We start from the raw sequence: 26935 nt of genomic DNA, 5'->3' as shown, positions 1-26935 counted from the left end.
GCGAGGAAGCTAACGAAACCAAATACCAGGAGGGTCAACTTTGGACGCCGATTACCCCAGTACAGGGGTCAATTTTGCATGCCGGTTCACACAGAAAGCTGACTTTGCAAAGTCTGACAATATCTAGTCTCCAATCACTGAGCCACATATGAAAATCATCAGGCTAAAAGCAAAGCCACAAGCGCAACTACACCCGATGTAGTTGCGCTTGCCAGGTTGCATGAATGGTCATAGCGCATGGATATCGAACGGATCGGAGAAACCCTTGATCATTGTTCTACCAAATGTCTCCAACACATTTGCCCCTTCCAACAGATCGAAGGTTTCTTGATCAATCAATATACGGCTTCCGGTTTTCTGCGTTTCTGCCTCGAGGCGAGCAGCAAGGTTTACGGTCGATCCTATGCAAGTATACGTCGCTCGATTGTCCGTACCGGCATAGCCGGCGACGACTTCGCCAGTCGCTATTCCGATGCCGATTTTTAGGTCACTTTTCCCTTCTGAGCGCCTTTCGAGATTTAATATCTCAATCATGTTGTGCATTTCATGCCCTGCCGCCACCGCACTTTGAGCGGAGTTGGACAGCGGCTGCGGAACTCCGAACAGAGCCATCAAACCGTCTCCCAGCATCAGGCTGACAATTCCGCCATTGCTAGTAACAGCCTCGAACATCAACGTGTAAAAAGTGTTGAGCAGATCAATTGTTTCCTCGGGAGCGAGATTTTCAGACAAGGTCGTGAAGCCGCGAATGTCGCAGAACAGGACCGAAGCATTGGCGCGCTTGCCGCCTATGGCAAAACCGGACTCTTGTAAGTCTTGTGCAACCTCAGTTGTAGCAAAGCGCTCTAGCAGGCGCTTCTGTTCGTCCCTGAGCCTTTTCTTTTCAAGGCAGCTGGAGACACGCGCACTAAGTAGTGTCTTATTAACAGGCTTTGGCAGGTAGTCTTCGGCACCCAATTCAATGCAGCGCACTACGTTGTCGAGACCCTCAACAGATGACGTCACTATTACTGGCAGATCGCGCAGATCAATGTCCGATTTGACGGCCTCCAGAACTTGGAAGCCGTCCATTTCTGGCATTTCAATATCCAGTAGCAGCAAGTCAAACGGCTGGTTAGACAACATCTCCATCGCAACCCGGCCGTTTTCCGCGACCGATGCTTGATGACCCAAGAGCTCTACGCTGCGCGACAAAAGCAAGCGGTTCACCTTGTTGTCATCGACGATGAGCAAATGGCCGGGGGCGTCAGACATCAATCAGGCTCCGCAACGCGGCGGCGGCAGTGGTTAGGGCTGTCTCCAACGCCGTCGCATCTGTTAGGTCTCCGGCCTCGGGCAGTTCTCCCAGCTCGACTTTCCTGGCCAGTTCGGCAAGAGCCGTCGCACCAAATGTGTTGGCATTCGACTTGATAGAATGTGCAGCACGGCGGTATCGGTCTACATCGGCCTCGCCCGCCGCCGTTTTCAATTCGCCAATCATACTTGGCGCTTCGTCGAGAAAGGTGTTTACAAGTTCGGCTGCAAAATCTTCGCCTGTGGCGTCTTTTAGTTCCATGAAGATTTCATGATCAATTGGGCTGTCTGTCATGGATCACCTTCTTATTCTTGGGGAATTTAACAGGGCTTCGATTAGGACAGGTACGCGGATCGGTTTGGTGATATAGTCGTCCATCCCTGCATCCAGGCACATCTCACGGTCCCCCTGCATTGCGTTCGCGGTCATCGCGATTATACGAGGGCGACTTCCTTCGGGGAGCGCTTTGTTGATACGTCGTGACGCTTCCAAACCATCCATTTCGGGCATCTGCACATCCATGAAAACGACGTCGTATTTTTGACGGTTCACGCTTTCGACAGCCTCGGCACCGTTGCTGGCCAAATCAGCGCGATAGCCCATCTGCTCCAGTAGGCGCAGTGCAAGTTTCTGGTTCACCAAATTGTCCTCGGCCAGCAAAATTCGCAGTGGATGTCGCGTTGCCATATCCGGATCTGTTTGGGGTTTGTCCTGTAGTTTGGACGGCTTTACTCGTACTTTTTCAGTCGCGAACAATGTAACCAAGGTATCGAACAGGTGGGATTGGCGCAAAGGTTTGGCAAGGTTGGCAGCAAAGAGCCCTTCCTCCAGATCTACTTCGCGCGGGCCAAGTGAACTGAAAAGGATTAGTGGCAAACCCGGCTTCTTGGCGCGAACCTTTTTGGCGAGATCTGCTCCATCCATTTCGGGCATATGCATGTCGAGAATGGCCAAATCGAACTCGACGCCTTGTTCAAGTATGCTCAGCGCCTCTGACGGAGATTCACGCGTCGTGGTCTGCGTGCCCCATTTCTCAGTTTGAAGAGCGAGGATTTTACGATTGGTGGCATTGTCGTCCACCATCAAAATTCGCTTGCCTTCGAGTTCAGGCTGAACGCCGACAAGATTGCGGGAAGAAGACTTAACTGGCTTTGCAGGTTTTGCCTGGATTTTGAAAACAAAGGTGGAACCGCTCCCCTCGCCATGGCTTTCAGCCCACATGGTCCCACCCATAAGTTCGGCGAGGCGTTTCGAGATCGCAAGACCCAGACCAGTGCCGCCATATTTTCTGGTCGTGGAACTATCTGCCTGACTGAAAGATTGAAATAATCGGCTCATGCCCTTTTGGGACAGGCCGATTCCAGTATCTCGGACTTTGAACGTCAGTTCGAGCGATCCCTGCACCTCGGCGGATTGTTCAACAGACAGAACCACTTCGCCGCTTTCGGTAAACTTCACTGCGTTAGAAAGGAGATTCAGCAGAATTTGCCGCAATCTGGTCAGATCTGCGCTAATCGCCAGGGGCAGTGTGTCATCGAACTCATAAGCCAAATCGAGCTGTTTCTCGGCAGCTTTACCGCTGACTAAATCGAGGGCGCTTTCTATGCATTCGCGCAGGTCGAACGGATGGTTTTCGATATCCATCTGCCCGGCTTCAATTTTCGAGAAGTCGAGGATCTCGTTGATGATGCCCAACAGCGCATCGCCGCTATCGCGGATGGTATTGGCATAGTCACTTTGTTCTGCGTCCAACTCTGTGTCCATCAACAGCCCGCTCATACCGATTACGGCGTTCATTGGCGTTCGAATTTCGTGGGACATCGTCGCCAGGAAGGCGCTTTTTGCTTCGTTTGCTTCTTCAGCAACCTTTCGCGCCTCTTCGGCCTCACGGAACAGACGCACGTTTTCGATGGCAATCACCGCCTGATCTGCAAATGAGTAGGCGAGGTCGATCTCATCTTTGGTGAAAGCGCCGGCTGATTTTCGAGCGAACACCAACACACCCAGACACGCCTTGCCTTTCATAAGTGGCAGCAACAAAGCTGCGCGCACGCCATGCCGGTCATACGTAATCTGTTCGAACGGTGAGAGTTCGAGTGTATCCCAATCCGGTAGATGGAGCATCTTCTTCTCATGCAGAACCTGCGCGGGAAAGCTGGACATCGGATCCGGGTCGATAGGAAAACTTTGGTTGCCTTCAAGGGTAGCAACACCTTCTGCACTAACCCGCGCAAGCACCTCGAACGTGTTATCTTGCGCGGTCATAGCTGCAACCATATCAGAGGAGACCAACCGCACACCTGCTTTTGCGATTGCCTCGAAGACTGGCCTGATGTCGTCAGGAGATTGGCTGATCACCCGTAGAATGTCCGCACTCGCAGTCTGACGTGCCAGGGAAGCCTGAGTTTCATTAAACAGGCGAACATTTTCCAGCGCGATGATGGCCTGATCAGCGAAAGACTCGGCAATGGCGACTTCATTTTCGCTGAAAACTTTGGCCGTTTTTCGGATGAATACCAAGGCACCGAAACATTCCGTCCCGCGCATCAGAGGCACCGTCAGCGAAGACTTGAACCCTTTCCTGCGGATGATCTCTTGATCGCGCGGGGGTAGCTCATCGTATCGCCATTCGGGCAAATGCAAGGTCTTGCCGTTCTTGATTGCCTTGGACGGCAAATTGTCTTCGGGATCAATCGGCAGGCGCTCGGTCCATGTGATTTCTTCGACGCCATCGGGTGTCGCGGCGGCGATTTGCCAAAGTTCAGTCTTGTTCGCCTGAATAGCAATCGACAGGTCGCAATCTATGAGGGTCGTCGCCAGCGCGACAATCTTTTCAAAAACCGGTTTGGTATCGGTTGGGGATTCAGAGATTACCCTTAACACGTCCGCACTTGCCGTTTGGCGCGCGAGTGCGGTTTGAGTATCGTTGAAGAGTTGCGAATTCTGAATTGCTATTATCGCTTGGGACGCGAATGTCTCCATCTGCTTGATTTGCTTCTCGTTAAAAGCAGCGGTGGTTCGACTCCCCATGCTGATAACGCCAATTGTCTCGCCATCTCGTATCAGTGGCACGGAAAGAACGGATCGATAGCCTTCGAGATTGGACTTGAGAAGTGGGTCATAGTTGGGGTCAGCCTGCGTGTCCTTTACATAGTCAGCCCTTCCATGCAGAAGGGCACGTGCTGTGGCCGATGTTTCTCCTGGTTCGAAAGGATACGCTTTTATGAAGTTAGCGAATTTTCCAGACAAATTGTGCCCGGCAAAATAGTGGTACTTCCCATCTTCGGGCATCTTAAGCGCCAGGAAAGCATCCTGTAGGCGGCAGATGCGAGACGAAACGGCCAACAACGCTTCCAGTACAGGCTCTAATGCGTCGGGAGATCGGGAAATAACTTCGAGTACCTCGCTTGTGGCTTTTTGGTACTCCAAAGACTCCTCAACTTCGGCGGTGCGTTTTTGCACTTCCTCGAATAATTGCGTGTTGTTAATCGCGATCAAAGCCTGCGAAGCAAAGGTTTCCAGCAGGTTGATCTGTTTGGCGCTAAATGCCGAAGCCTGCCTGTGCGCCATGACGATAACACCAAGCGTGCGACCATTTTTGACAAGTGGAACCCCGAGAGTGGTGAGATAATCGCCTATCTCGGCAGCCTGTTTCCAAGTGTAAGTTGGGTCGTTTCGAGTATCTTCTATGTAGACTGTCTTTCCATGCAATGCAGTTCGCCCGATGCACGAGCCTTCTTCAGGAGCTATCGGATTATCCGTCAGAAACTTCAGAAATGCCTCGCTTACGTTATGAGACATCACGACACGATAAAGCCCATCGTCTGCATCCCGCATGGCAAAAAATGCGTACTCTGGCGAGCAGATGCGCGAAGCAACCTCCAGGATGGCGTCCAACACTGGCGGCAGGTCGTTGGGTGAACGGGAGATAACATCTAGTACTTCAGACGTAGCTGTCTGGTACTTTAATGTCTCTTCAGCTTCGGCGGTACGAGCTTGAACTTCTTCGAATAACTGAGTGTTGTTGATCGCAATCACGGCCTGTGCCGCAAAAGTCTCTAAGAGTGAAATTTGCTTTGCGTTGAATGGTGCGACTTTGTCGTGGCATAGGACTATAACACCGACTACTACTTTGCCCTTGATCAGAGGGACACCTAACAGCGAGCGGTATTTTCCGATACGGGCCGCCTCTTTCCACTCGTATTCTTCAGCTTCGGTATCCTTGTAATATACTGTTTCTCCTCGTGCTGCTGTTTGGCCAATACCGCTTCCATGACCGGCTGGCACCGGGTTGTTTTTTATGAACCTCATGAAATCACTGTCAAATTCCAGCGTGATATCAGTGTGGTATAGACTATCCTCTGGATTGAGGATCGAAATCGCGGCGTATTTTGGTTCACAGATTCGGCTTGCAACCCTCAAGACTTCCTCAAGCACCGGTTCCAGCTCGTTTGGGGATCGCGAAATGACCGACAACACATCAGATGTGGCCGTCTGGTATTCAAGCGATTGAACTACTTCCGCAGTGCGTTCCTCGACCTCGCGGAAAAGACTCGCATTCGTAATGGCGATAGTGGCTTGATCTGCAAAAGTTTCCAGCAACTGTATCTGCTTGGTAGAAAACCCCGATACCTCGGGGGACCCGATTGAAATGACACCTACGACATCGCCGTTCTTGATCAACGGCACTCCGAGCACGGATCGGTATTCACCGACGCCGCTTTCTTCCATCCAAGTATAAGAAGAATCCTTTTCAACATCTTCGATATAGATTGTGCGCTTCGCCAGAATGGAACGCCCGCTTACACCGCTTTCATCAGGCGAAATAGGATGAGCTTTGACATATTCCGCAAAGGTGGTGTCCTGCGTAAGTATCGCATGAACATGAAAAAGCTGATCGTCGAGGTTCAACATTGCAACATAGGCATCCTGCAATTCGCAGATACGCGACGCTTCTTTGAGGATAGCATCGAGAACGGGTGCCAGCTCGTTTGGCGACGACGAAATCACCCGCAGTACTTCAGATGTAGAGGTCTGATATTCCAAAGCCTGCGTAACTTCCGCCGTCCGGTCCTGTACTTCCCGGAACTGACGGACGTTTTCCATTGCGATCACGGCCTGAGCTGCAAAGGTTTGGACCAGTGCCACATCATCATCTGAGAAAGGCGCAACTTCACGGCGATATAGTACGATCACCCCTAGACCGGTGCCGTTCTTCATCAACGGAACTGCCAGAACCGAGCGGGCTCCTTCAATCTCAACCATCTGAACCCGTTTTGGGTCTCGGTCCTTGAAATAAAGCGGGTCATCCGCGATATCATCCTGGCGAATAACTTGGCCATCGATCATTGGTCTGATCGCGATCAATTCAGTGCGCGTTAACGGCTCCTCAAAATTTTTCAGCGCTTCGTCAAAATCGGTTCTTGCGCCAATATTTGCCGGGATCGTTGCGAGCCCTCGTTCGTGATCAGCGATACACAAGAAGGCGAGTGGCGCTTTGCACAGACGGCTGGAGTTTTCGAGAATGCTTTGGAATACAGGTCTTTCGTCGTCGCGGCTACGGCTTATGACTTCGAGGATTTCTCGCGATGCTTTTTCGCGCTCAAGTCGTTCCTGAACCTCTCGAAATTGGCGCGTGTTTTCTATCGCTATGACTGCGTGTTTGGCGAACTCTTCGATGAATTGCACGTCGGGATCAGAAAACGGGCGGACTTCGCGGCGGCTAACCGCAATAGCACCTATCGCTTGTTCCCCCTGCATCAAGGGCACAACAACCCGTGACCTGATGCCTTCGACCTCGACCATTGTAACAGCAGTAGGATCACCCGAGCGGTAGAACTCAGTGTCGGCGATGTCCTCGACTCGTACAACCTTGCAATTTCGTATCGCCGCCGCCGCCGTAACCGAACCATCGAGAGGCCACTCTTCTCCCAATTCGACGTCGGTTCTATCGTGCCCCCATGCACCGGCCAATTGAATATGGGTTCCCGCAGCGTTGACCAAAACCAGCGCCGCCTGATCCGCGTCACAGATTTCCGTGGCTTGCTGAAGTACGGCTTCAAAGACTCGTGCGGCATTGTCCCGGCTTTTGCTGATAACACTCAGGACCTCTTGCGTCGCCACTTGGCGTTCCAGTTGAGTATGCAGCTCTTTCATTTGACGTGTGTTGTCGATTGCAATCACAGCTTGGGCCGCAAAGCCCTCGACCAAAGAGATCTCATCTTCAGTAAATGGCCGCACTTCATGCCGGTAAATCCCAATGACGCCTACTGGGTCACCATTTGTCGACATCAAAGGAACCGTAAGAAACGAACGGACACCTTCCTCATCAACCAGTTGCCGGCGCCAGGGATCCCCGTTGATGTAGTGTTCCGTCTGGCGCAAATCGACATTGTGAATGACGCGCGCTTCCCGCACGGACTCGGCAATTTGTAAATTTGAGTCCAGGGACCAGCGATCCACGCCGACCTTGTATGTAGCCAATTGATCGCCAAAATGGGCCGCGTATTCCAAATGAGTTCCTGCCTCATTTAGCAGGCTCAACGTGGCTACATCTGTTTCGCAAAGCCGTGCGGTGTTTTCCAAGATCGTCTGAAATACCGGCGCTTCATCATCCCGAGACCGACTGATCGTCTCCAGAACATCACGCGTGGCACCTTCACGAGCCAGACGCACCTGCAACTCGCTAAACTGTCGAACATTTTCAATTGCAATGACCGCTTGCGCGGCGAAAGTTTCAACCAGCTGCACCTGATCGTCGGAATAAGGTCGTACCTCATCCCGTGCCAACATCAGGCATCCGATTGCGCTACCACCCACTTTCAATGGAACAAAGAGATTGCTCCTGCACCCATGAGTGTCGACAATGAGCTTAAAGCGCTCATCTCCCGATTTATGAAAATCGGTGTCCCCCATATCGACAACACGTTTTGTCTCGCCACTTAGAATAGTGTCAGTCACAATGGAGTTGCCTGGCTCCATCGTGTATTTGCCGTCGAGCCAGAGTTGCTGAATATCCGGGTGTAGATTAACGCTGGCAACCAGTTGCTGACGAGCATCCCCTTCTTGCCCGAGTACCAGACCGGCAAAAAAGGCATCACAGAGATCTTTTGCCAGCGTTACAATCAGGTCGCATACTGGCTGGACGTCATCCTTGGTCTCGGAGATCGCCTGCATAACCCGCGCGGTGGCTTCAAACCGAGCCTGTTGATCATCCGCGCTGAGCCCCCTGCTTTGCGAGGATGACGACGCTGAATCAGCAGGCTCTCTTGATACCTTTTTTCGACCCACTTGCGTTCGTGCCCCCCCACGCAAACCAATGAAACACACAAGACTGGAGTTTAGAGGGCATACGATAGAAGTCACAGAGTTTCTTTGTGGGTCGTGTTTCATGCGGTTCGGGCGATGCCGGTATGGTGTGGCCTTGGGAAGATCCGCACAGTCAAAAAGAAAGCCGCCCTATTTGCCAAAAAGGTGTCCTAAATAGGAGCTGTATTAAACTTCCCAGAATACTCAAACATCGCTGTTGTATGTCTTCTTTGGGCTGCGAGCGCTAAAGCATCTATCTGCAATGGAAAGCTCTCAAACTGGGCTTTAGGGCAATTTAGGTTGACAATTCATCTGTGAAATCGCCGGATTTCTTGGGTAACAATCTTGGAGGTGGTGAACGCTCGCCGCTCCGGTCTGCGGCTGACACCAAATTAGGAGATACGCAATTTCTATCGACAGTTTTGCGGAAACCGAGATTGGAACACACCTCGCCGACGCTGCACGTCGTTGCCGCATGGTTTTCTTCACTGGATTACCGGCGTCTGGAAAGTCATTTCTGTTGCGCCAGCAAATATCCATTTCGGTCTCCTTGGGACGTCGCGTACATATCATGCGGTGGGATAAAGGACTCGCGGCGTTTCAGACCGAAGACATACTCGCAAAGTATCCAGATGTTTCAGATGGAACTCATCCGTTGATCCGCAAGGCAGCCGGATTGTGGGGCCGGAGAGCCCTGGCGCGATGGCTGACAGAGACTACCGATCCCACAGACATGATTGTCGGTGAAGTCCCTATCATCGGAAACAGGTTTTCCGAGTTCATCCAGGCGCAGCCGGATCAGGTTGAACCAGCCTTAGCATCCGAGGAAACCACATTCATCTATCCTGTTCCTACAAAGAGCTTGCGTGCCAATCTCGAAGCCATCCGAAGGTCTACGTTTGCGAACCCAAAACATCCCGATGAGGCCAGAGATGCGCCTCCATCGACAATGGAACTGGCTTGGCGTTTGACGTGTGCCAAGGCCGCAGAGTTAGGTTTGGTCTCTGAAGCGGACAGTCATACTCCGTACGAGGAGATCATTTATGTGCGGTTTTTTGAGCACCTACTGCAACATCGAAACGCCATCAGAATTGGGGTCGATACGATTTATTCAAATGCCGGGTCAGCCCATGATCTGGGAGTGAGTATTTTGGAACTCAATGCAAGCCCGGATGAAGTACGGTGTGTAGTCGCAGAGGTAGAGGCTGCATTTACAGTCGAGGAATCTATCCGAGACGTTGAAAACTGGTATCGGGTGTAGCCTCGTGCAAAGTTCGCTCTTTGGCATCTTGGAAACTGCAAAGTCTGATTGTGCATGTCCGCTTTGGGTTCGCGCTGCCGAAAAAACAGGGCGCAGAGAAACGCGTAATTGAGGTGAGCAGCAGTTGGACAATAGAGTTAATGTCGGCGTCAGCCGGTCAAACTTGCCGCCCGTAACCCATTGGCAAGACGTTCAAAATCATCCGGTCGTCGCCACATAGACCGAAACCCGCGGGCAAGACTATCTACTGTGTCATCCTCATCCACAATACCTCGGCTTGTGAACTCATCGTGACGTTCGGTGACGAATTCTCGCAATGCGTCGGAGGCGTCTCGCTCTCGTCCGAGCCGCGCGTAAGACGCGGCAACAAATGCAGTGGCCAACGAGTTAAGCCGCGCTGCTCCCACTAGAAAACCAAGCACTGCTTCATAGTTACCGTTGAAAAATTCGACCTCCCCATAATCCAGTCGATGGCAGGCGGATGTAGCGGGTCCAGCGCCATAGCTTCCGAAACTACGTCGCGTGCCTTTTCGTGCTGGCCGAGCAGTAGGAAAGCATAGCCGCACCAAGCCATCGACTCCGCCTCGCTTTCTATCATGGAAAGTGTCTTGTTGAATTGCGCTTCGGCCTCGCTCCACAGTCCGGCGCAGAGATAAGCAAACCCAAGCTGGTCTTGAATGTAGACGTCCCGGTTATCCAGTGCCACGCCCTTTCGGGCGATTTTCAACGTGTGGGCCGGTGCGTCAGCGTCTGCCAGACCAAGCCACAAGTCTATGACATATGTGTCCGAAAGATACATGTAAGATCGCGCGATGGTCGGATCGAGCGCGACCGCTCGTTCCAACAACGCTCTCGCCTTGGCCGTATCTCGTGCGTTCAAGCCGTCGCGTAGTGCCTTGCCCTTTAGCATCAGTTCATAGGCCTTCATCTGATCCGTTGGTTTCTGTGTCGAACGGTCGACGACATCGTGCTGGACCCTGCCTGGCAACACTGCGACGATACTTCGGGCCACCTCGTCTTGTACCGCCAGAACGTCCTCCAGTTCGTAGTCGTATCGATCCGACCAAAGTTGAGTACCTGTACGGGCGTCAGCGAGTTGTACCGAGATTCTCACGCGACTGCCGGCCTTTCGTACGCTGCCTTCGACCAGGTAATCTGCGCCAAGAGCCTCCGCGATTTTGGCCGGATCCGTGTCCTGTGTCCGGAACCTGAATGACGCGTTTCTGGAAACAACCTTAAGCGTCCGAAAACGTGACAAGCCCACAATAATGTCTTCCGCAATCCCGTCGCTGAAGAAGGTCTGCTCGGGGTCATCGCTCAAGTTGTGTAAAGGCAAGACCGCAATAGTGGCTTTTCCTGATGATTCAGACCGAGGCGGTTCAGCGCATACTGCGCTTGACCCGCCAATGCGCCAAGCATGTACCGGTTCGGCAACGTTCTTTACCGTGTGCTGACCAGCATCCTCCCAAGCGACCGGTATACGGTTCCCGACCACACGATATACAGCGTCCGCCACCAACACACCGCCGGGTGGGGCAAGCTGCTCCAACCTAGACGCAAGGTTCACACCGGATCCAAAAACATCTCCGTCGCGCATGATGATGTCGCCAAGAGTGACGCCGATGCGAAAGCGAAGTGGGTCGGAGCCCACCACTGGCGAATTTTGCCATTCAACCGCGCAGGAAACGGCATCGACGGCGCTGTCGAAGCTGGCCAGCAGACCATCACCCATCTGTTTGACGATGCGACCGTGATGCCGACCGACAAGCGGCGCAGCAATATCGTCAATGTGCGCTGAGAGGATTTCGAGCGTGCCTTTCTCGTCCCGCTCCATTCGGGCGGTAAAGCCGACAAGGTCAGCAATCAGGATGGCCGCCAGCTTTCGCTCCATGTATTGTCCTCCTTTCTGTTTCATACTGGTCGCTACGTGTTTAGACCATGCGAAAGTGAACAGGGGCGGTTTCTGATCATGTTTGAAGTCTGTTTCAGCTTTGGAAAACGCTGCGATACGTCTGCTTAATCTGCTCAGTGGGCAAACGGCCTTTTTTGTCCTCATCTTGCGAAATTTCATGACCGCTTTGGGTTGTTGTTATCCATTCGAGTTGAACACCAACAACGGTTATATCAAGTGAGCTGGCGTCCATCTGAAAAGGCTTTTCTCATATTCCGTAATTGAATTCGAAAGCCACTTCTGAAACACCTTTGCAGCTGGGCGAACTGGCCCATGCAGCGTGACGAGATGATAGCCGATCTGCGGGATTGGATCATCGAACAGCGCCACGAGTTCCCCAGACTTCAATTCATCAGAGATGAATGCCGGAACCGTCGCCCCAACACCATCACCCCGGCGGATTCCATCAAGCAGCATGTTGCCCGGCAAGCGAACAACTCTCCTATCGGCACCAGGTGGTACTCCAACCTTTTCCAACCATAAGTCAAATTCGACCGAAGCCTGTTCCTGAAGAAGAGTAAAGTCGAGCAATTCAATTGGGTCTTTGAGCACTCTTCTTCCAATCAATTCTTTTGCAGCAACCACTGTCAGACAGCCAGGTAGCAACATTTGCGAGACCAGTCCCGACCAGCGGCCGGTGCCGTATCGAATGGCTATGTCGATGCCCCCTGGTTTGAGGTCGACAGCCTGGATTGTTGAGTCGATCCGTAGCTCGATATCCGGGAACTCCTGAACAAACGCCGATAGGCGCGGCATGAGGAATGCGCTTGAAAACATTGGTGTCGCGCTGACCACCAATGGGCGAACCGCCTCTGCACTTGATATGCTCTCAGTCAGGGACGCCATTGAGGCGAATGCTTCATGTAAACCCGCCGCTAAGAATTCCACCTGTGCAGTCAGAGCGATACCGTGTCGCGTCCGAGAAACAAGCTGGGTTCCTAGATGCTGCTCCAGTCCTCGGATTTGTTGGCTGACCGCGGAGTGGGTCACATTCAGTGCCGCTGCCGCGCGGGTCAAGTTTCTAAACTCTGCGGCGGCGGCAAAGGCTCTGAGAGACGTCAACGAAGGTAACGTGTGCCAATCCATAAGTCAGAAAATCTAACAATACAGAAATATTTACAACTACGCGTTTTCTCAATTCCCACGCATGTTGACGTGGAACACCAATGACCAGAACAGGAGGCAACCATGGCAACGCTTGCGGTACTCGGATTGGGCAACATGGGTTCGGCGCTGGCGCATTGCCTGCTCAAAGCAGGTTACAGCGTCTGCGTCTGGAATCGGACACCTGAAAAGGCAAAGTCGTTTGCAAAGGTAGGTGCAGTTATTTGCGTATCGCCGGAAGACGCTGTTGCCGCGTCCGATTTCATCATCGTCTGTATCAAAAGTCACAAGGAAACTGTCGATTTGATCAGCGGTCTAAGTGTTTCCTTGAAGGGGAAAACAATCTGCGATATGAGCACCGGCGACACGTCCGATGCTGATTCACTGGTCTCATTTCTCAGCGAAAAAAACGCAGACTACATGCTGGGCATGATCAATGCATACCCTTCCGGCATCGGTAGCAGCGACACCACCATCCTTACCGTGGGCAGTGCCGGAACTTGGGATCGCTACGGCGAAGTGATAAGGTCTCTTGGGGGAAAATCCGCTCAGATCGGTGAGAAACCCGCAGCTCTTGCAGCACTTTTTGCTGGTCTCTTCACTGTCTGGCAAGGGTTCATGTTTGGGATGATATACGGCGCACTGGTTTGCCAGAAAGCTGGTGTTCCTATGCAGGTCTATGCCGATCAACTCCCTGCCACGATCAAGTTGGTAAATGACTATTACGATCTCTTTACCCGAACTGTTCCGACCGAGGACTATGACGACGCTGAAGCCTCGTTGAAAGTCTACGCATTGGCCCAGGAGGACGCTCTAAGGACCTGCATATCTCTGAATGCACCTGCTGACTTCATCCGAATGATGCATGAACGCACAAAAGCGGCGTGGGAGGGTGGATACGGAGACAAACAACTGACCTTTTTGGTCAAGCACATGACGAATGCCTGCTGATATCGAAAGCTTACTGTCAAAATGGTCGTTCGACTTGGACAAACAATCGGTTGAAAAGTTGCTTACATGGGATTGCGAAGTTTCGTCGCCAATGTCCGTTTTGGGCTGGAAGCGGCCATCCGAAAACCTTCCCCGGCAATACGGCGATGGCGCGAAACAAGCAAAGAATGAGACCCGAAGATATGGAGCCTCGAACCAAGAAAGTTGAAGGTTAATGCGCCCAAAGTTTTGGGCCAAAAATGCAATTCTTTGGGCGAAATGCAAAGCTATGGGCGCACCTACAACACCGTCAGAAATCCAGATTCTCGACGCTCAAAGCGTTTTTCTGGATAAATTCCCGACGAGGTTCGACAACATCACCCATTAGCTTGGTGAACAGATCGTCGGCTTCCACCATATCGTCTACGCGCACCTGAAGCAGCGTGCGCGCATCCGGGTCCAAAGTTGTTTCCCAAAGCTGGTCGGGGTTCATCTCTCCCAGACCTTTGTAGCGCTGTAGGGATAGGCCCTTTTCCCCTTCTTCCAGAATGGCGCGCAGCAGGTCCAGCGGACCGTGGATCAATTGGCTACGATCACGGCGGATCAACGTGGCCGAGGTGTTGTAGACCTCTTGCAGGCTTTGCGTGAAGCTGCCTGTTTTGCGGGCCTCCCCCGACCGCAGCATCGGGCCGTCCAAGGTGCGAACCTCTTCGACACCACGCAGAATGCGGGCCAGCCGAATTCCGTGATCCTGCGTGATCCGGCCCTGCCAGCCACGCTCATACTCCAACGCGATCAGGTCCAGACGGGCGGCAACCTTGTCAGCCACCCCTTGCAGATCGGCGTCCACCGCACCCGGCACAAAGGCACCGGCAACGGCTGCCTGTTCCAGAATGTGGCGCGGGTAGTGCGTCGGGAAGGCGTCCAGAACGCGTTTCAACTGGCGCGCTTCGTCCACCACCCGGGCCAAGTCCTGACCAATGATCTCTTCGCCCGATCCCAGTTTCAGTACGGCGCCCTCGACCCCCTGGTTGACGAGATAATCGTCCAGAGCCGCCTGATCCTTCAGATAAACCTCTGATTTACCGCGCGAAACCTTATAGAGCGGCGGCTGCGCGATATAGAGATATCCACCTTCGATCAACTCGGGCATTTGCCGGTAGAAGAACGTCAGCAGCAGGGTTCGGATATGCGCGCCGTCCACATCCGCATCGGTCATGATGACGATTTTGTGGTAACGCAGCTTTTCAATGTTGAACTCATCACGGCCAATACCGGTACCCAGCGCCATGACAAGATTACCAATCTCTTGCGAAGACAACATCCGGTCAAACCGCGCGCGTTCCACGTTCAGAATCTTACCGCGCAGAGGCAGAACCGCTTGTGTCAGACGGTCCCGGCCCGTTTGCGCAGATCCACCCGCCGAATCCCCCTCGACAAGGAAGACTTCGGTTTTGGACGGGTCTTTCTCGGAACAATCCTTCAACTTGCCCGCCAGATAGTTCACATCCATCGCCGTTTTGCGGCGGGTCAGTTCACGCGCCTTTCGAGCGGCTTCGCGCGCCAGTGCGGCCTCGATGATCTTGCCGACGATCGCTTTGGCCTCGGTCGGGTTTTCTTCAAACCACTCGGCAAGTTTTTCGTTCATCAGACCTTCGACCGCCGGGCGAACCTCGGAACTGACCAGCTTGTCTTTGGTCTGCGACGAGAACTTCGGATCAGGCACTTTGACCGACAGCACACAGGTCAGACCTTCGCGCGCGTCATCACCGGTAAAGCTGACCTTTTCCTTTTTCGCAATCCCGCTGGATTGCGCGTAGTTGTTGATCGTCCGGGTTAAGGCACCACGGAAACCTGCCACATGGGTGCCGCCATCTCGCTGAGGGATATTGTTGGTAAAGGGCAGGACAGATTCGTGATAGCTGTCATTCCACCACATTGCGATCTCCACACCTATATCGTCGCGCTCGCCCTTGATATAGATCGGCTCGGACATGGCAGGGGTTTTGGACCGGTCGAGGTACTTGACGAACTCCTTGACCCCACCTTCATAGAACAGCTCGGTTTCCAGCCGTTCCGCCGGACGCTCGTCAATCAGGATGATCCGAACACCCGAATTCAGAAATGCCAGTTCGCGCAGGCGTTTTTCCAATGTCTCGAATGAGTATTCAAGGTTCGAGAATGTATCGGTCGAAGCCAGAAACCGCACTTCTGTTCCTGTCCGGCCCCCGCATTCACCGACAACCTTCAGGTGCTCAGCGGTTTCGCCACCTTCAAAACGCGCGACATGCTCTTTGCCATTGCGCCAGACGCGCAGTTCCAACCAATCCGAAAGCGCATTCACAACGGAAACACCCACACCGTGCAGGCCGCCCGACACCTTGTACGAATTGCTGTCGAATTTCCCACCGGCGTGCAGCTGGGTCATAATCACCTCGGCCGCCGACACGCCTTCTTCCGGGTGGATGTCCACCGGAATACCACGCCCATTGTCGCTGACAGAAACACTGGAATCGGCGTGAATTTTCACCGTCACATGGTCGGCATGACCCGCCAAAGCCTCGTCAATCCCGTTGTCGACAACCTCATATACCATATGGTGCAGACCCGAGCCATCATCCGTGTCCCCGATATACATGCCGGGGCGTTTGCGAACTGCCTCCAAGCCTTTGAGAACCTTAATAGAATCTGCGCCGTATTCTTGAGGGGCCTGTGCGTCTTCGGACATTCAGTCAGTACCTATATTATTTTGGTAACTTATACGTTTTCTGGTAGGGATTGTCACGCCATCCCCCAATATTTTGTGTTGTTCCGGATCGTTTTTTGCCACCCGAAAAGGGAATCACAAACGATCGATATCAGAAGCGATATCCGCAGCAATTTGCGCCGCATCAACATCTGTGCGCTCGGCCGACAATCGCAGCCCGAGAATGTCCGACTGATACCGTGCCGCCAGTCGACCCGGATCATGTCCCGCCCCGATTTCACCGGCATCCTGAGCCTTGCGAAACAGATCCGCGAAACAGTCTTTCATTTCCGCCATGTGATGCGCCGCCTGATCCGCAAGGTCATGATCCTTCGCCTTCAACTCGGCATATGTCTTTGCCAACATGCAGGCCTTTGCCGGGGTCTCGGCTGCTTCGATCACCAATCGGGGCTGCGCTTTCAGCGCCTCCTTCGGGCCCAGTTTTTCCACCAGGGCCTTTAGGCGCGCCACACCTTCTTGCGTATAGCTCTCCAGCGTCAGCGCATAGAGCGCATCTTTCGACCCGAACGCCGCATAAAAACTGCCGGGCTTCAGCTTCAGTTCCCGCTCTAGATCTTTCAGCGATGTACCAGCCCAGCCCTGACGCCAGAAGATATCCTTCGCCTTCGCGATCAACGCGTCACGATCATATGCGGGTTTGCGAGGCATCAACATCACCAATTCTTGAACGTTCACTCAAATATATACTTGAGCGATCACTCAAGAAACCCTAAATACGACCCATCGCGCCAGAAACAGGAGTTCCGACATGGCCAATTTCCCGTCTCACGACCTCGAAACCGCGCCTGAAGCGTCCAAACCGCTGCTGCAAAAGTCTCAGGCCGCTTTTGGTCGCTTGCCCGGCCTGCATAAGGTCATGGCCGAAAGCCCTCAACATCTGGAAGGCTACCAGATTTTGCACGGCCTGTTCCTGAAAACCGATTTCGACAATGATGAGAAAACCGTCGTATGGCAGACCATCAATGTTGAAAACGAGTGCCACTACTGCGTGCCCGCCCACACCGGTATCGCCAAGATGATGAAGATATCGGACGAGGTCTCAGACGCCCTGCGCAATGAAACTCCGCTGCCTTCAGCCAAACTCGAAGCACTTCGCACCTTCACCCTGCAAGTGATGGAAACCCGCGGCAACCCGACCGAAGATCAGCTTCAGGCGTTCTTTGACGCGGGCTATTCACACCGCGCGGTTCTGGATGTCGTGTTGGGTCTGGCCCAGAAAACCATGTCCAACTACGTCAACCACATGGCCAAAACTCCGGTGGACGAGGTTATGCGCGGCTTTCTGTGGGAACGTAAAGTCAGCGAACCGGCCTAAGCGGTCACGACCGACCCCTCATCGCTTTCAGTCACGATCAGTGTCTGGGCCCGGTCACCCATTTCCGCAAACAGTTCAGGCCCGGTACCGGTCATCCAGGCCTGAGCGCCCAGCGCGCAAATCTCGTCATAAAGCGCTGCACGCCGCCCAGCATCCAGATGCGCGGCCACTTCATCCAGCAGAACGATCGGAGGTGCGCCCAGCATTGCCGCCAGCGCCCGCGCATTGGACAGGATCAGCGACACCAAGAGCGCTTTCTGCTCACCAGTGGAACACTCCCTTGCCGGCACGCCCTTGGCCGCGAACACACCATACAGGTCGGACCGATGCGGCCCCACCAGGGTCCGGCCCGCTGCCAGATCCCTAAACCGGCTCTCGCCCAACGCGTCTCGCAAATCTTCCGCCGTCTCGGGCATTGCGCCTTCGGTTTGCACCAACTCCAGCTCGGCCGAAGGAAAGACCGTTTCCGCCCTGTCCTGCGCTGCCCGCAGAAGATCCAGCGACCTCAACCGCGCGGTATGGATGCGGTGCCCTGTCTCGGCCAACTGCCCTTCAAGCGCGGCGTACCAATGCGCATCCCTGATCTGCTCTTTCAGCAAACGGTTACGTTCGCGCATCGCTTTTTCATAGATCAGCGATGCTTCAGCGTGGGCTGGGTCAAAACTCAGCGCGATACGGTCCAGAAACCGCCGACGCCCTTCCGCCCCTTCAATCCACAGACGGTCCATTGACGGGGTCAGCCAGACAACTCGCGCAAGTTTCCCCAGATCGATCTGCGTCACCGACTTGCCATCAATTCGCACCTGTCGCGCTGCACCGCCCTCGGACCAAGTTTCGATCTCAAACCGCTGCCCCTGAGCGTCCAGCAACCCAGACAGTTTCCAACCCAACGCCTCGGGCCGTCGGGTCATCTCGGCTGCACTCGCCCGCCGCATTCCGCGACCGGGTGAAAACAACGACACCGCTTCAAGAAGATTGGTCTTCCCGGCCCCATTTGGCCCGTGAATAGCAACGGGACGTCCGTCCAGAGACAACCGCGCCAGCTTATGAGATCGAAAATGCGAGACCGTAAGCTCGGTCAGGGCCAATCCCATGACCCCTCCCTTCATCTTTTCAAAATTACTCCCGCCGGAGGCATCGCGCGTCCGCGCGATCAGACGCGCATCGGCATGACGACGTATACAGCACTCAGGTCGTTGCCTTCGCGCATCAATGTCGGGTCACCAGCCGAGTTGAACAGGAAAACTGCATTCTCACGATCCACCTGAGACGCAATCTCCAACAGGTATTTGGCGTTGAACCCGATCTCCAACCGCTCATCCCCGTAAGCGACAGCCAATTCTTCCTCGGCGGCGCCACTGTCGGGTGCATTCACCGACAAGATCAGCTTGTCGCCTTCCAATTGCAACTTCACTGCCCGCGATCGCTCCGACGAAACAGTTGCCACGCGGTCCACAGCTTGCGCGAATTCAGCAGCATCCACTTCAAGCTTGCGGGTGTTTCCTTGCGGGATCACACGTGTGTAGTCGGGGAAGGTGCCGTCAATAACCTTCGACGTCAGCGTGATATCCGGCGTGGCAAAGCGTACCTTGGTTTCACTGACCGAAACGGCGATATCCATCTCGTCATCATCCAGCAGCTTGCGCAACTCGCCCACTGTTTTGCGGGGCACGATCACGCCCGGCATATCCGCCGCGCCATCCGGCAAATCTGCGTCGATCCTCGCAAGCCGGTGGCCATCGGTGGCCACACAACGCAACACTTTTCCACCCTCGGACCCATCTGCCACATGCATGTAGACACCGTTCAGATAGTACCGGGTCTCTTCGGTCGAGATGGCGAATTTCGACTTGTCAAACAACCGGCGCAGCAATGCCGCCGAAGCGGTGAAATTCGATTGATACTCAGACGATGCCATCACCGGAAAATCTTCCTTCGGCAGTGTCGCCAGCGAAAAATTCGACCGACCCGCTTCAACTGTCAGCCGTCCAGCGGCGCTGTCAGCAGTCAGTGTCACCAGCGCACCGTCGGGCAGTTTGCGCACAATCTCATGCAGGGTTGTTGCCGCAACGGTCGTCGCGCCTGCCTTTTCGACCTGTGCGGGTGCCTTATCGACCACTTCGATATCCAGATCGGTGGCACGGAACTGGACCTGATCGCCTTCGGCCTCGATCAGGACATTGGCAAGTATGGGAATGGTATTGCGACGTTCTACAACAGACTGGGCCTGCGAAACGGCCTTTAGAAGGGTGCCGCGTTCAATGCTGATCTTCATACCCTCAATTCCTCTGACTTGCGTACCGACATGGGCGGGACTGGCACGTTAGCGGTTCCACCCCGAGGCACAAGGATTTTTTACGGATTTCTGGGTCGGAATGCAGCAACCGTCAAGTGCGGCGTGCCCCACAGGCCTCAGTTCTGGTGCAACCGTGGATTATTACGCACAAAAAACGCCCCGGCGCAGAAGCCCGGAGCGTTTCATAGCACCGCTGGCACGGTTCAGGCCTCGAGAGACCGACGTAGCATCTCCACATCTTCAGCGATCTGGCCATCGGTCAGTTTCAGCTCTTCAATGCGCTTGACGCCATGCATGACCGTGGTGTGGTCGCGCCCGCCGAACCGACGACCGATCTCTGGCAGCGACCGGCTGGTCAGCTGCTTGCACAGATACATCGCCACCTGACGAGGGCGCGCGTAGGATCGCAGGCGCTTGGGACCGATGATATCGGACATGCGGATGTTGTAGTATTCGGATACTTTCCGCTGAATCTCTTCAACCGTGATCTTACGCTCGGATGCGCGCAGGACATCTGCCAGACAATCCTGCGTCAGCTCCATGTCGATCTCGCGCCCAACCAGCGAGGCAAAGGCAAACAGACGTGTCAGAGCACCTTCCAGCACGCGGACATTGGTTGAGATTCGATGGGCCAGAAATTCAAGAACGCCATCCGCAATCGTCAGATCAGGATAGGAGCTGCTGTATTGCTGGACCTTGTTTTGCAGAATGCCCAGGCGCAATTCATAGTCGGTCGGATGCAGGTCAACGACCAGACCACATTGCAGGCGCGACTTTACACGATCTTCCAGGTCCTTGATTTCGCCCGGGGCGCGGTCGGCCGAAATGATGATCTGCTTGTTCTGATCCACCAGCGCATTGAACGTATGGAAAAACTCTTCCTGAGTAGAATCCTTTCCGGCAATGAACTGCACGTCATCGACCATCAGCACATCGACCGAACGGAACAAATGCTTGAAATCCATCATCCGGCGTTCCCGCAGGGCCTGCACGAAGCGATACATGAACTGTTCGGCTGACAGGTACAGGACATTCAGTTCCGGATGCTTGGTTTTCAGTTCCCAGGCAATTGCGTGCATCAGGTGGGTCTTACCCAGACCCACTCCACCATACAAAACAAGCGGGTTGAATGTTACCGGGCCACCTTCGGACACGCGGCGCGCGGCAGCATGGGCCAGCTCGTTGGGTTTGCCCACCACAAAACTGTCAAAGGTGAAACGTGAATCGAGCGGCGCTGCCTGCAACGACTCCAAAGCGTTATGCGCACTATCCGTAGCGACTGTGGGTACCGGCTCTGGCCGAGTTTCGGCGACCACCTTGGCTGCGGGCTTGGGGCGTGCGGGCGAGTTGGCGGCAACACGGAAATCCAGACGCTGAACGGTTTCCCCAGCCGTATTCAGCTCGTACAAGATAAGGTCCGCAAAATTCTGGCTGACGTAGTTCCCCATAAAGTTCGTTGGCACGGAAAAAACCGCCACACCATCCTGCAGCTCTTTAAATTCCAGAGGCTCGATCCATGTGGTGTAATTATTCCGACCGACAGCCTTCAGCAATTTGTTACGCAGTAGTCCCCATTTCTCTTGTGTCATTCAGCGCCTCACGCATCCCATTCTTATTGGCCTGTCGGCCTTATCATACGAAGCCGGTTGCCCGGTCTTGCATTCACACACCCAAAGGGAACCTGTCGCCAAACCAAACGGTTTGGCGGGGATTGCCCCTGAAAGTTCGGTGCACCCGGATTTTCGACGCTCAAAAATAGATGAGCGTCCCGAAACTCGGGCTGCACGTCACAATCTCAATTTTCAGACAGGGCCGAGAATCCCGGATAACCCGGACTTCGCGGCAGATCGGCAGCCCAGCTTGCGCCAGTCGTCGACGAATGTTTCCAGATCGATCTGATGCCCGTCAGTCCGATCGAGTAAACAGCCTGTCCCCCCAAGCGAGTGAATCGCTGACATCAGTGGTAGCAACTTGAAATGGGGCGCGGCAACGAAACTCTGATATTGACTCGGGTCTTTGGTCGAAAGAATCTCTCGGTTTCGTGAAGGCGCGGTATTCCGGCAACACGAAAAAAGCGCCGCAATGCGCAGCGCCTTTGACATTAGTTCAGCCTTGCTGACTTGACCTAAGGTAACCCTCAGGCTTTAGCCCAGAGCTTTGACCCGGGCCGACAGGCGCGACATTTTACGCGCGGCAGTGTTCTTGTGGAACACGCCTTTGGTGACGCCGCGCATCAGCTCAGGCTGGGCGGCGCGCAGTGCTGCGGTTGCCGCATCTTTGTCACCGGATGCAATCGCTTCTTCGACTTTACGCAGATAGGTGCGGATGCGCGAACGACGCGCTTTGTTAACAGCGAAACGCTTTTCGTTCTGACGGGCGCGTTTCTTTGCCTGGGGCGAATTTGCCATGTGTCTCTGACCTTCGTTCGGTACGGTTATCAAGGGTTGCGCGCCACGGATATATCCGCACCGGATCAGAAATCACGAGTGTGAGTCGGGCCAAGCGGGCCGCACGCGCATGTATTGCGGCGCTCAATACCGAACATTTCAAGGATTGCCAAGCCGATTCTTGGGGCTCACAAACCGGATAAAGAAAAGGCGGGCATAGCCCGCCGTTCATTAGTCTCTTGCGTTTTACTTGTCGCGAAACTGCGCAGCCCGCTTTTCAAGAAACGCCGCCATGCCCTCTTTCTGGTCCTCGGTGGCAAACATGGAATGGAAGACGCGACGCTCAAACAGCATTCCTTCACTCAGCGGAAGCTCGTAACTGCGATTGACCGCTTCCTTTGCCGCCGCTGCCGTCAGTGCCGATTTCTCGGCTATTTTTTGCGCCGCACCGACGGCTTCCTCGATCAGCTTCTTGGCCGGTACGACCCGGCTGACCAAACCAGCGCGCTCGGCTTCGTCCGCGTCCATAAACCGACCAGTCAGGTTCATGTCCATCGCCTTGGACTTGCCGACAAAGCGCGTCAAACGCTGGGTGCCGCCCAACCCGGCTATGACGCCAAGGTTGATTTCAGGCTGGCCGAATTTTGCAGTGTCCGCCGCAATGATGAAATCGCAAAGCATTGCCAACTCGCATCCCCCACCCAGAGCATAGCCCGCAACCGCGGCGATGATCGGTTTGCGAATCGCCAAAACCCGGTTGTTTGCATCAGCAAAAAGGTTGGTGGTGTAGACATCGACAAAGCTCATCTCGGACATTTCCCTGATGTCCGCGCCTGCGGCAAAGGCCTTGTCCGATCCGGTGATGACGATGCAACGCACCTTATCGTTGCTGTCCGCCTCTTCCAGCGCGGTACACAACTCACCCAGCAACTGGGAGTTCAGCGCATTCAACGCATCCGGTCTGTCGAGTTTGATTAGGGCGACGTGGTCTTCGATTTCGACGATGATCGTCTCAAAAGCCATGAGAAAAAAGCTTCCGGTTGTTCCGTTCAGTTACGAGTCCTTACCACGCGAATTCTCTGGATCAAGCTATCTTTGGCATTGCGCACAGTAGAAGGATGAGCGACCGGACTGGGTGATTCTCTGGATCAGACCAGTGCAACCTTCGGTGCGGCAGGGCTTTCCTTCGCGACCGTAGACATCAAAGCTGTGCTGAAAATATCCAAGTTCTCCATCAGCTTGGCGGAAATCCCGCAGGGATGATCCGCCTGCTTCGATCGCGTCGTGCAACACCCTCCGAATGATGGGAACCAGCGATGCGACACGTGCCGCAGATATTTGCCCTGCTTTGCGACGTGGCGACACCTTGCCGCGATAAAGCGCTTCGCAAACATAGATATTCCCCAATCCGGCAACGATTCCCTGATCCAGCAGAGCTGATTTGACAGGGGTATTCTTGCCTTTGAATGCTTCAATCAGGTGTTGCTCATGGAAATCATTACCCAAGGGCTCTGGTCCCAGAACCGCCAGAAGCTTGTGATCTTCGGCCGTGGCTGTAGGCAGTAGGTCCATCGCCCCGAACCGGCGTGGGTCGTTAAAGGTGATACGCGCCCCGTTGGCCATGTGAATAACAACATGGTCATGTTTCTCAGCGGCAGGATGTTCGCGCAGGAAATGACCCAGTGGGTCCCCTGACACCGTCATTCGCCCCGACATCCCCAGATGTATCAACAAGGTCTCGCCACTGCTGAGATCGGCCAGGATGTATTTTGATCGCCGCCTTAACCGATCCACCCGCTGCCCGGTCAGTCTTTCTGCCATGCGTTCGGGAAATGGCCAGCGAAGATCCGGGCGGTTCACATCGGCGCGTTCTATCACCATGCCCTCCATCGCGGGAGCAAGACCCCGTCTTACTGTCTCGACCTCGGGCAATTCTGGCATTACAGGGCTCCTATTCCAAAGGGCCGCATTGTGCCCCGCTTCCAGAGCCCTATAACAGAAGCGAAATTCGACAAACGGCAAGGCTTATGTCCGACAACAGCGACAACACCACTCATTTCGGGTTCGAAACCGTACGCGAGGCTGACAAGGCCGGGCGCGTGCAGGGCGTGTTCAACTCGGTCGCCTCGAAATATGACGTGATGAACGATGTCATGTCGATGGGTATCCACCGGGTCTGGAAAGACGCGATGATGGACTGGCTGGCACCACGCCCCGGTCAGCGTTTGCTGGATGTTGCAGGCGGAACCGGTGACATTTCCTTTCGCTTTCTGAAACGCGCAGGCTATGGCCATGCCACGGTTCTGGACCTGACAGAACCCATGCTGGTCGAAGGACGGCAACGCGCCGAAGCCGACCAGATGGCCGACAGCCTGAACTGGGTGGTGGGCGACGCTATGGCCCTGCCGTTCGAGGACAACACCTTTGATGTCTACACGATCTCGTTCGGCATCCGGAACGTGACCCGCCCGCAAGAGGCCCTGAACGAAGCCTTTCGCGTGCTGAAACCCGGTGGCCGCCTGATGGTGCTTGAATTCAGCCAACTGCCCAATGAAGGGCTGCAAAAGCTCTATGACCTTTATAGCTTCAACGTCATCCCGCGCATGGGAAAGCTGATCGCGAATGATTACGACAGCTATCAGTATCTGGTGGAGTCGATCCGCAAGTTCCCCGATCAGGAAACCTTCCTGAACATGGTCCGAACCGCTGGCTTCGAAAACGCGAAATTCCGCAATCTCAGCATGGGTATCGCCGCGCTGCATTCCGGCTGGAAGATCTGACGCATGCGCGGTCCCCACAACATCATCCGCCTGATCCGAACGGGCGCCACGCTTGAGCGCACCGGTGCCATGAATGTGGTCCTCGACGCGTTCGAGGCGCCACGGGCTATTCGATTTCTTGCCCACGCTCTAGGCAAACCGTTTTGGTGGCTGGGTTACAAGGGCGACCCAAAGATGCCGCCTGCAACACGTGCGCTCACCGCCCTGGGCCCGGCCTACATCAAATTTGGTCAGGTGCTTTCGACACGCCCAGATGTTGTAGGCGATGAACTGGCTGTGCAGCTTCGTGTTTTGCAAGACAAACTGCCGCCGTTCTCAAAAGCCGAGGCTTTGGCCGAAGTAGAAAGGGAACTGGGGCAACCTGTTGCCGAGATATTCAGCGAATTCAGTGAACCCATAGCTGCCGCCTCGATCGCACAGGTCCACAAGGCCAAGCTTGCGAGCACCGGAGAAAACGTGGCCGTCAAAGTCCTGCGTCCCAATATCGAACGCGCCTTTCGCAAGGATGTAGATGCGTTCTACTTCGCCGCCCGCATCGTCGATTTGTTTGCGCCCGGAGCCCGCCGATTGCGCCCGATGGAGGTCATTGAACATTTCGATGGCGTTGTACGGGGTGAACTGGACCTGCGTCTGGAAAGCGCTGCTGCCTCGGAATACGCGGCCAACACAAAAGACGACACAGGGTTCTGGCTGCCGCCCGTATTGTGGTCACTGTCGGCACGACGCGTGATGACACTCAGCTGGGCCGACGGTGTTCCATTGGGTGAAAATGACGCACTGGACGCCGCTGGCCACGATCGCCGCGATCTGGCTGAACGTGTGCTGCGCCTGTTCCTTCTTCACGCCCTGCGCGACGGCTATTTCCACGCCGATATGCATCAGGGCAACCTCAAGGTCGCCGCCAACGGTGATATCATCGCTTATGATTACGGTATCATGGGCCATATCGACGAATACACGCGCCGGGTCTACGCCGAGATTCTGTTCGGTTTCATCCGCCGCGACTACAAGCGCGTAGCCGAAGTGCATTTCGAAGCCGGTTACGTTCCTGCACACCAGGACGTCGATGAATTCGCCCGCGCCCTGCGTGCGGTTGGTGAGCCCATCTTCGGTATGGATGCCTCGCATATTTCGATGGGCCGTTTGCTAAGCTATCTGTTCGAAGTGACAGAGCGTTTTGGCATGGAAACCCGAACCGAGCTGATCCTTCTACAGCGCACGATGGTCGTGGTTGAAGGCGTTGCCCGGTCACTGGACGACCACATCAATATCTGGGAAGTTGCCCGCCCCGTGGTCGAAGATTACATCAAACAATCCATCGGCCCGCGCGCCGCGCTTCGTGACTTTGCCAAAACCGCTATGGTTCTGGCACGCTTTGGTCCGCGCCTGCCGACATTGGTCGAAAACGCGTTGATTGCACAGACGCACAAAGAAGAACCGGAAAACTCGGGTCTGTTGCCAAAAATCCTACCCGCCGCTCTCGGTGCGGTTGCCGGCGCAGCCATAGTTCTGTTGATCACTACACTCGGCTGATCGTGATCC

18 protein-coding genes are annotated in these 26935 nt (G+C 54.5%); 5 read left to right on the top strand and 13 right to left on the bottom strand.

The window, feature by feature from the left end; translation table 11 throughout:
- Positions 1 to 228: 228 nt before the first annotated feature.
- From ACR0CE_RS13530 to ACR0CE_RS13520, 3 genes are read right to left on the bottom strand one after another with little or no spacing between them, the layout of a single operon-like run.
- Positions 229 to 1254 (bottom strand): adenylate/guanylate cyclase domain-containing protein, encoded by a 1026-nt coding sequence (locus ACR0CE_RS13530; RefSeq protein WP_170566137.1) that lies wholly within the window; start codon positions 1252 to 1254, stop codon positions 229 to 231.
- A complete protein-coding gene (locus ACR0CE_RS13525; RefSeq protein WP_170519322.1) occupies positions 1247 to 1588 on the bottom strand; it encodes an Hpt domain-containing protein in 342 nt (113 codons plus the stop codon). Before ACR0CE_RS13525 ends, ACR0CE_RS13530 begins: the two co-directional genes overlap by 8 nt.
- A gap of 3 nt (positions 1589 to 1591) precedes the next feature.
- Positions 1592 to 8470 carry a GAF domain-containing protein gene (locus ACR0CE_RS13520; protein WP_480832917.1) on the bottom strand — a complete coding sequence of 2293 codons (6879 nt, stop codon included), beginning with the start codon at positions 8468 to 8470 and terminating at the stop codon, positions 1592 to 1594.
- A 607-nt stretch (positions 8471 to 9077) separates the two neighbouring features.
- Here ACR0CE_RS13520 and ACR0CE_RS13515 point away from each other — a divergent pair.
- Positions 9078 to 9863 carry a hypothetical protein gene (locus ACR0CE_RS13515; protein WP_480832915.1) on the top strand — a complete coding sequence of 262 codons (786 nt, stop codon included), beginning with the start codon at positions 9078 to 9080 and terminating at the stop codon, positions 9861 to 9863.
- Positions 9864 to 10269: 406 nt separating this feature from the next.
- On the opposite strand, the gene ACR0CE_RS13510 is transcribed toward ACR0CE_RS13515, so the two are convergent.
- Both ACR0CE_RS13510 and ACR0CE_RS13505 read right to left on the bottom strand, forming a co-directional pair.
- Positions 10270 to 11934: an adenylate/guanylate cyclase domain-containing protein gene (locus ACR0CE_RS13510; RefSeq protein ID WP_480832913.1), complete on the bottom strand. Its 1665-nt coding sequence runs from the start codon at positions 11932 to 11934 to the stop codon at positions 10270 to 10272.
- 48 nt (positions 11935 to 11982) lie between these two features.
- Positions 11983 to 12900, bottom strand: coding sequence for a LysR family transcriptional regulator (locus ACR0CE_RS13505; protein WP_480832911.1), 918 nt, complete (start codon positions 12898 to 12900; stop codon positions 11983 to 11985).
- Positions 12901 to 13002: 102 nt separating this feature from the next.
- On the opposite strand from ACR0CE_RS13505, the gene ACR0CE_RS13500 reads away from it, so the two are divergent.
- A complete protein-coding gene (locus ACR0CE_RS13500; protein ID WP_480832910.1) occupies positions 13003 to 13869 on the top strand; it encodes an NAD(P)-dependent oxidoreductase in 867 nt (288 codons plus the stop codon).
- A gap of 289 nt (positions 13870 to 14158) precedes the next feature.
- On the opposite strand, the gene gyrB is transcribed toward ACR0CE_RS13500, so the two are convergent.
- Both gyrB and ACR0CE_RS13490 read right to left on the bottom strand, forming a co-directional pair.
- On the bottom strand, positions 14159 to 16576 hold the full coding sequence (gene gyrB, locus ACR0CE_RS13495; RefSeq protein ID WP_209507176.1) for a DNA topoisomerase (ATP-hydrolyzing) subunit B: 2418 nt from the start codon (positions 16574 to 16576) through the stop codon (positions 14159 to 14161).
- 114 nt (positions 16577 to 16690) lie between these two features.
- Complete coding sequence (locus ACR0CE_RS13490; protein WP_480832908.1) at positions 16691 to 17263, bottom strand: TetR/AcrR family transcriptional regulator; 573 nt, start codon at positions 17261 to 17263, stop codon at positions 16691 to 16693.
- A 100-nt stretch (positions 17264 to 17363) separates the two neighbouring features.
- Here ACR0CE_RS13490 and ACR0CE_RS13485 point away from each other — a divergent pair, with 100 nt between their 5' ends.
- The gene (locus ACR0CE_RS13485) at positions 17364 to 17930 is read left to right on the top strand and encodes a carboxymuconolactone decarboxylase family protein (RefSeq protein ID WP_480832906.1); all 567 of its coding nucleotides are present in this window, start codon (positions 17364 to 17366) and stop codon (positions 17928 to 17930) included.
- On the opposite strand, the gene recF is transcribed toward ACR0CE_RS13485, so the two are convergent.
- The 6 genes from recF to mutM all read right to left on the bottom strand — a co-directional run bounded on the left by recF (position 17927) and on the right by mutM (position 24554).
- Positions 17927 to 19024 carry a DNA replication/repair protein RecF gene (gene recF, locus ACR0CE_RS13480; RefSeq protein WP_480832924.1) on the bottom strand — a complete coding sequence of 366 codons (1098 nt, stop codon included), beginning with the start codon at positions 19022 to 19024 and terminating at the stop codon, positions 17927 to 17929. The genes ACR0CE_RS13485 and recF overlap by 4 nt on opposite strands.
- Before the next feature lie 59 nt (positions 19025 to 19083).
- The gene (gene dnaN, locus ACR0CE_RS13475) at positions 19084 to 20205 is read right to left on the bottom strand and encodes a DNA polymerase III subunit beta (RefSeq protein ID WP_267363127.1); all 1122 of its coding nucleotides are present in this window, start codon (positions 20203 to 20205) and stop codon (positions 19084 to 19086) included.
- A gap of 224 nt (positions 20206 to 20429) precedes the next feature.
- Entirely contained in the window at positions 20430 to 21815 is a 1386-nt protein-coding gene (dnaA, locus tag ACR0CE_RS13470) for a chromosomal replication initiator protein DnaA (RefSeq protein WP_480832904.1), read from the bottom strand.
- Positions 21816 to 22370: 555 nt separating this feature from the next.
- Positions 22371 to 22634: a 30S ribosomal protein S20 gene (gene rpsT, locus ACR0CE_RS13465; protein WP_039541017.1), complete on the bottom strand. Its 264-nt coding sequence runs from the start codon at positions 22632 to 22634 to the stop codon at positions 22371 to 22373.
- Between the two features lie 225 nt (positions 22635 to 22859).
- Entirely contained in the window at positions 22860 to 23636 is a 777-nt protein-coding gene (locus tag ACR0CE_RS13460; RefSeq protein WP_267363125.1) for an enoyl-CoA hydratase, read from the bottom strand.
- Between the two features lie 66 nt (positions 23637 to 23702).
- Positions 23703 to 24554, bottom strand: coding sequence for a bifunctional DNA-formamidopyrimidine glycosylase/DNA-(apurinic or apyrimidinic site) lyase (gene mutM, locus ACR0CE_RS13455; RefSeq protein ID WP_480832902.1), 852 nt, complete (start codon positions 24552 to 24554; stop codon positions 23703 to 23705).
- A gap of 86 nt (positions 24555 to 24640) precedes the next feature.
- On the opposite strand from mutM, the gene ubiE reads away from it, so the two are divergent.
- Together ubiE and ubiB are read left to right on the top strand one after the other, a co-directional pair.
- A complete protein-coding gene (gene ubiE, locus ACR0CE_RS13450) occupies positions 24641 to 25393 on the top strand; it encodes a bifunctional demethylmenaquinone methyltransferase/2-methoxy-6-polyprenyl-1,4-benzoquinol methylase UbiE (protein WP_480773994.1) in 753 nt (250 codons plus the stop codon).
- Positions 25394 to 25396: 3 nt separating this feature from the next.
- Positions 25397 to 26926 (top strand): 2-polyprenylphenol 6-hydroxylase, encoded by a 1530-nt coding sequence (ubiB, locus tag ACR0CE_RS13445; protein ID WP_480832900.1) that lies wholly within the window; start codon positions 25397 to 25399, stop codon positions 26924 to 26926.
- Positions 26927 to 26935 lie beyond the last annotated feature (9 nt).

This window comes from Ruegeria sp. L11, assembly GCF_056531755.1.
Note: the sequence above shows the minus strand (reverse complement) of the source record. Positions and strands in the feature narration are given on the sequence as shown.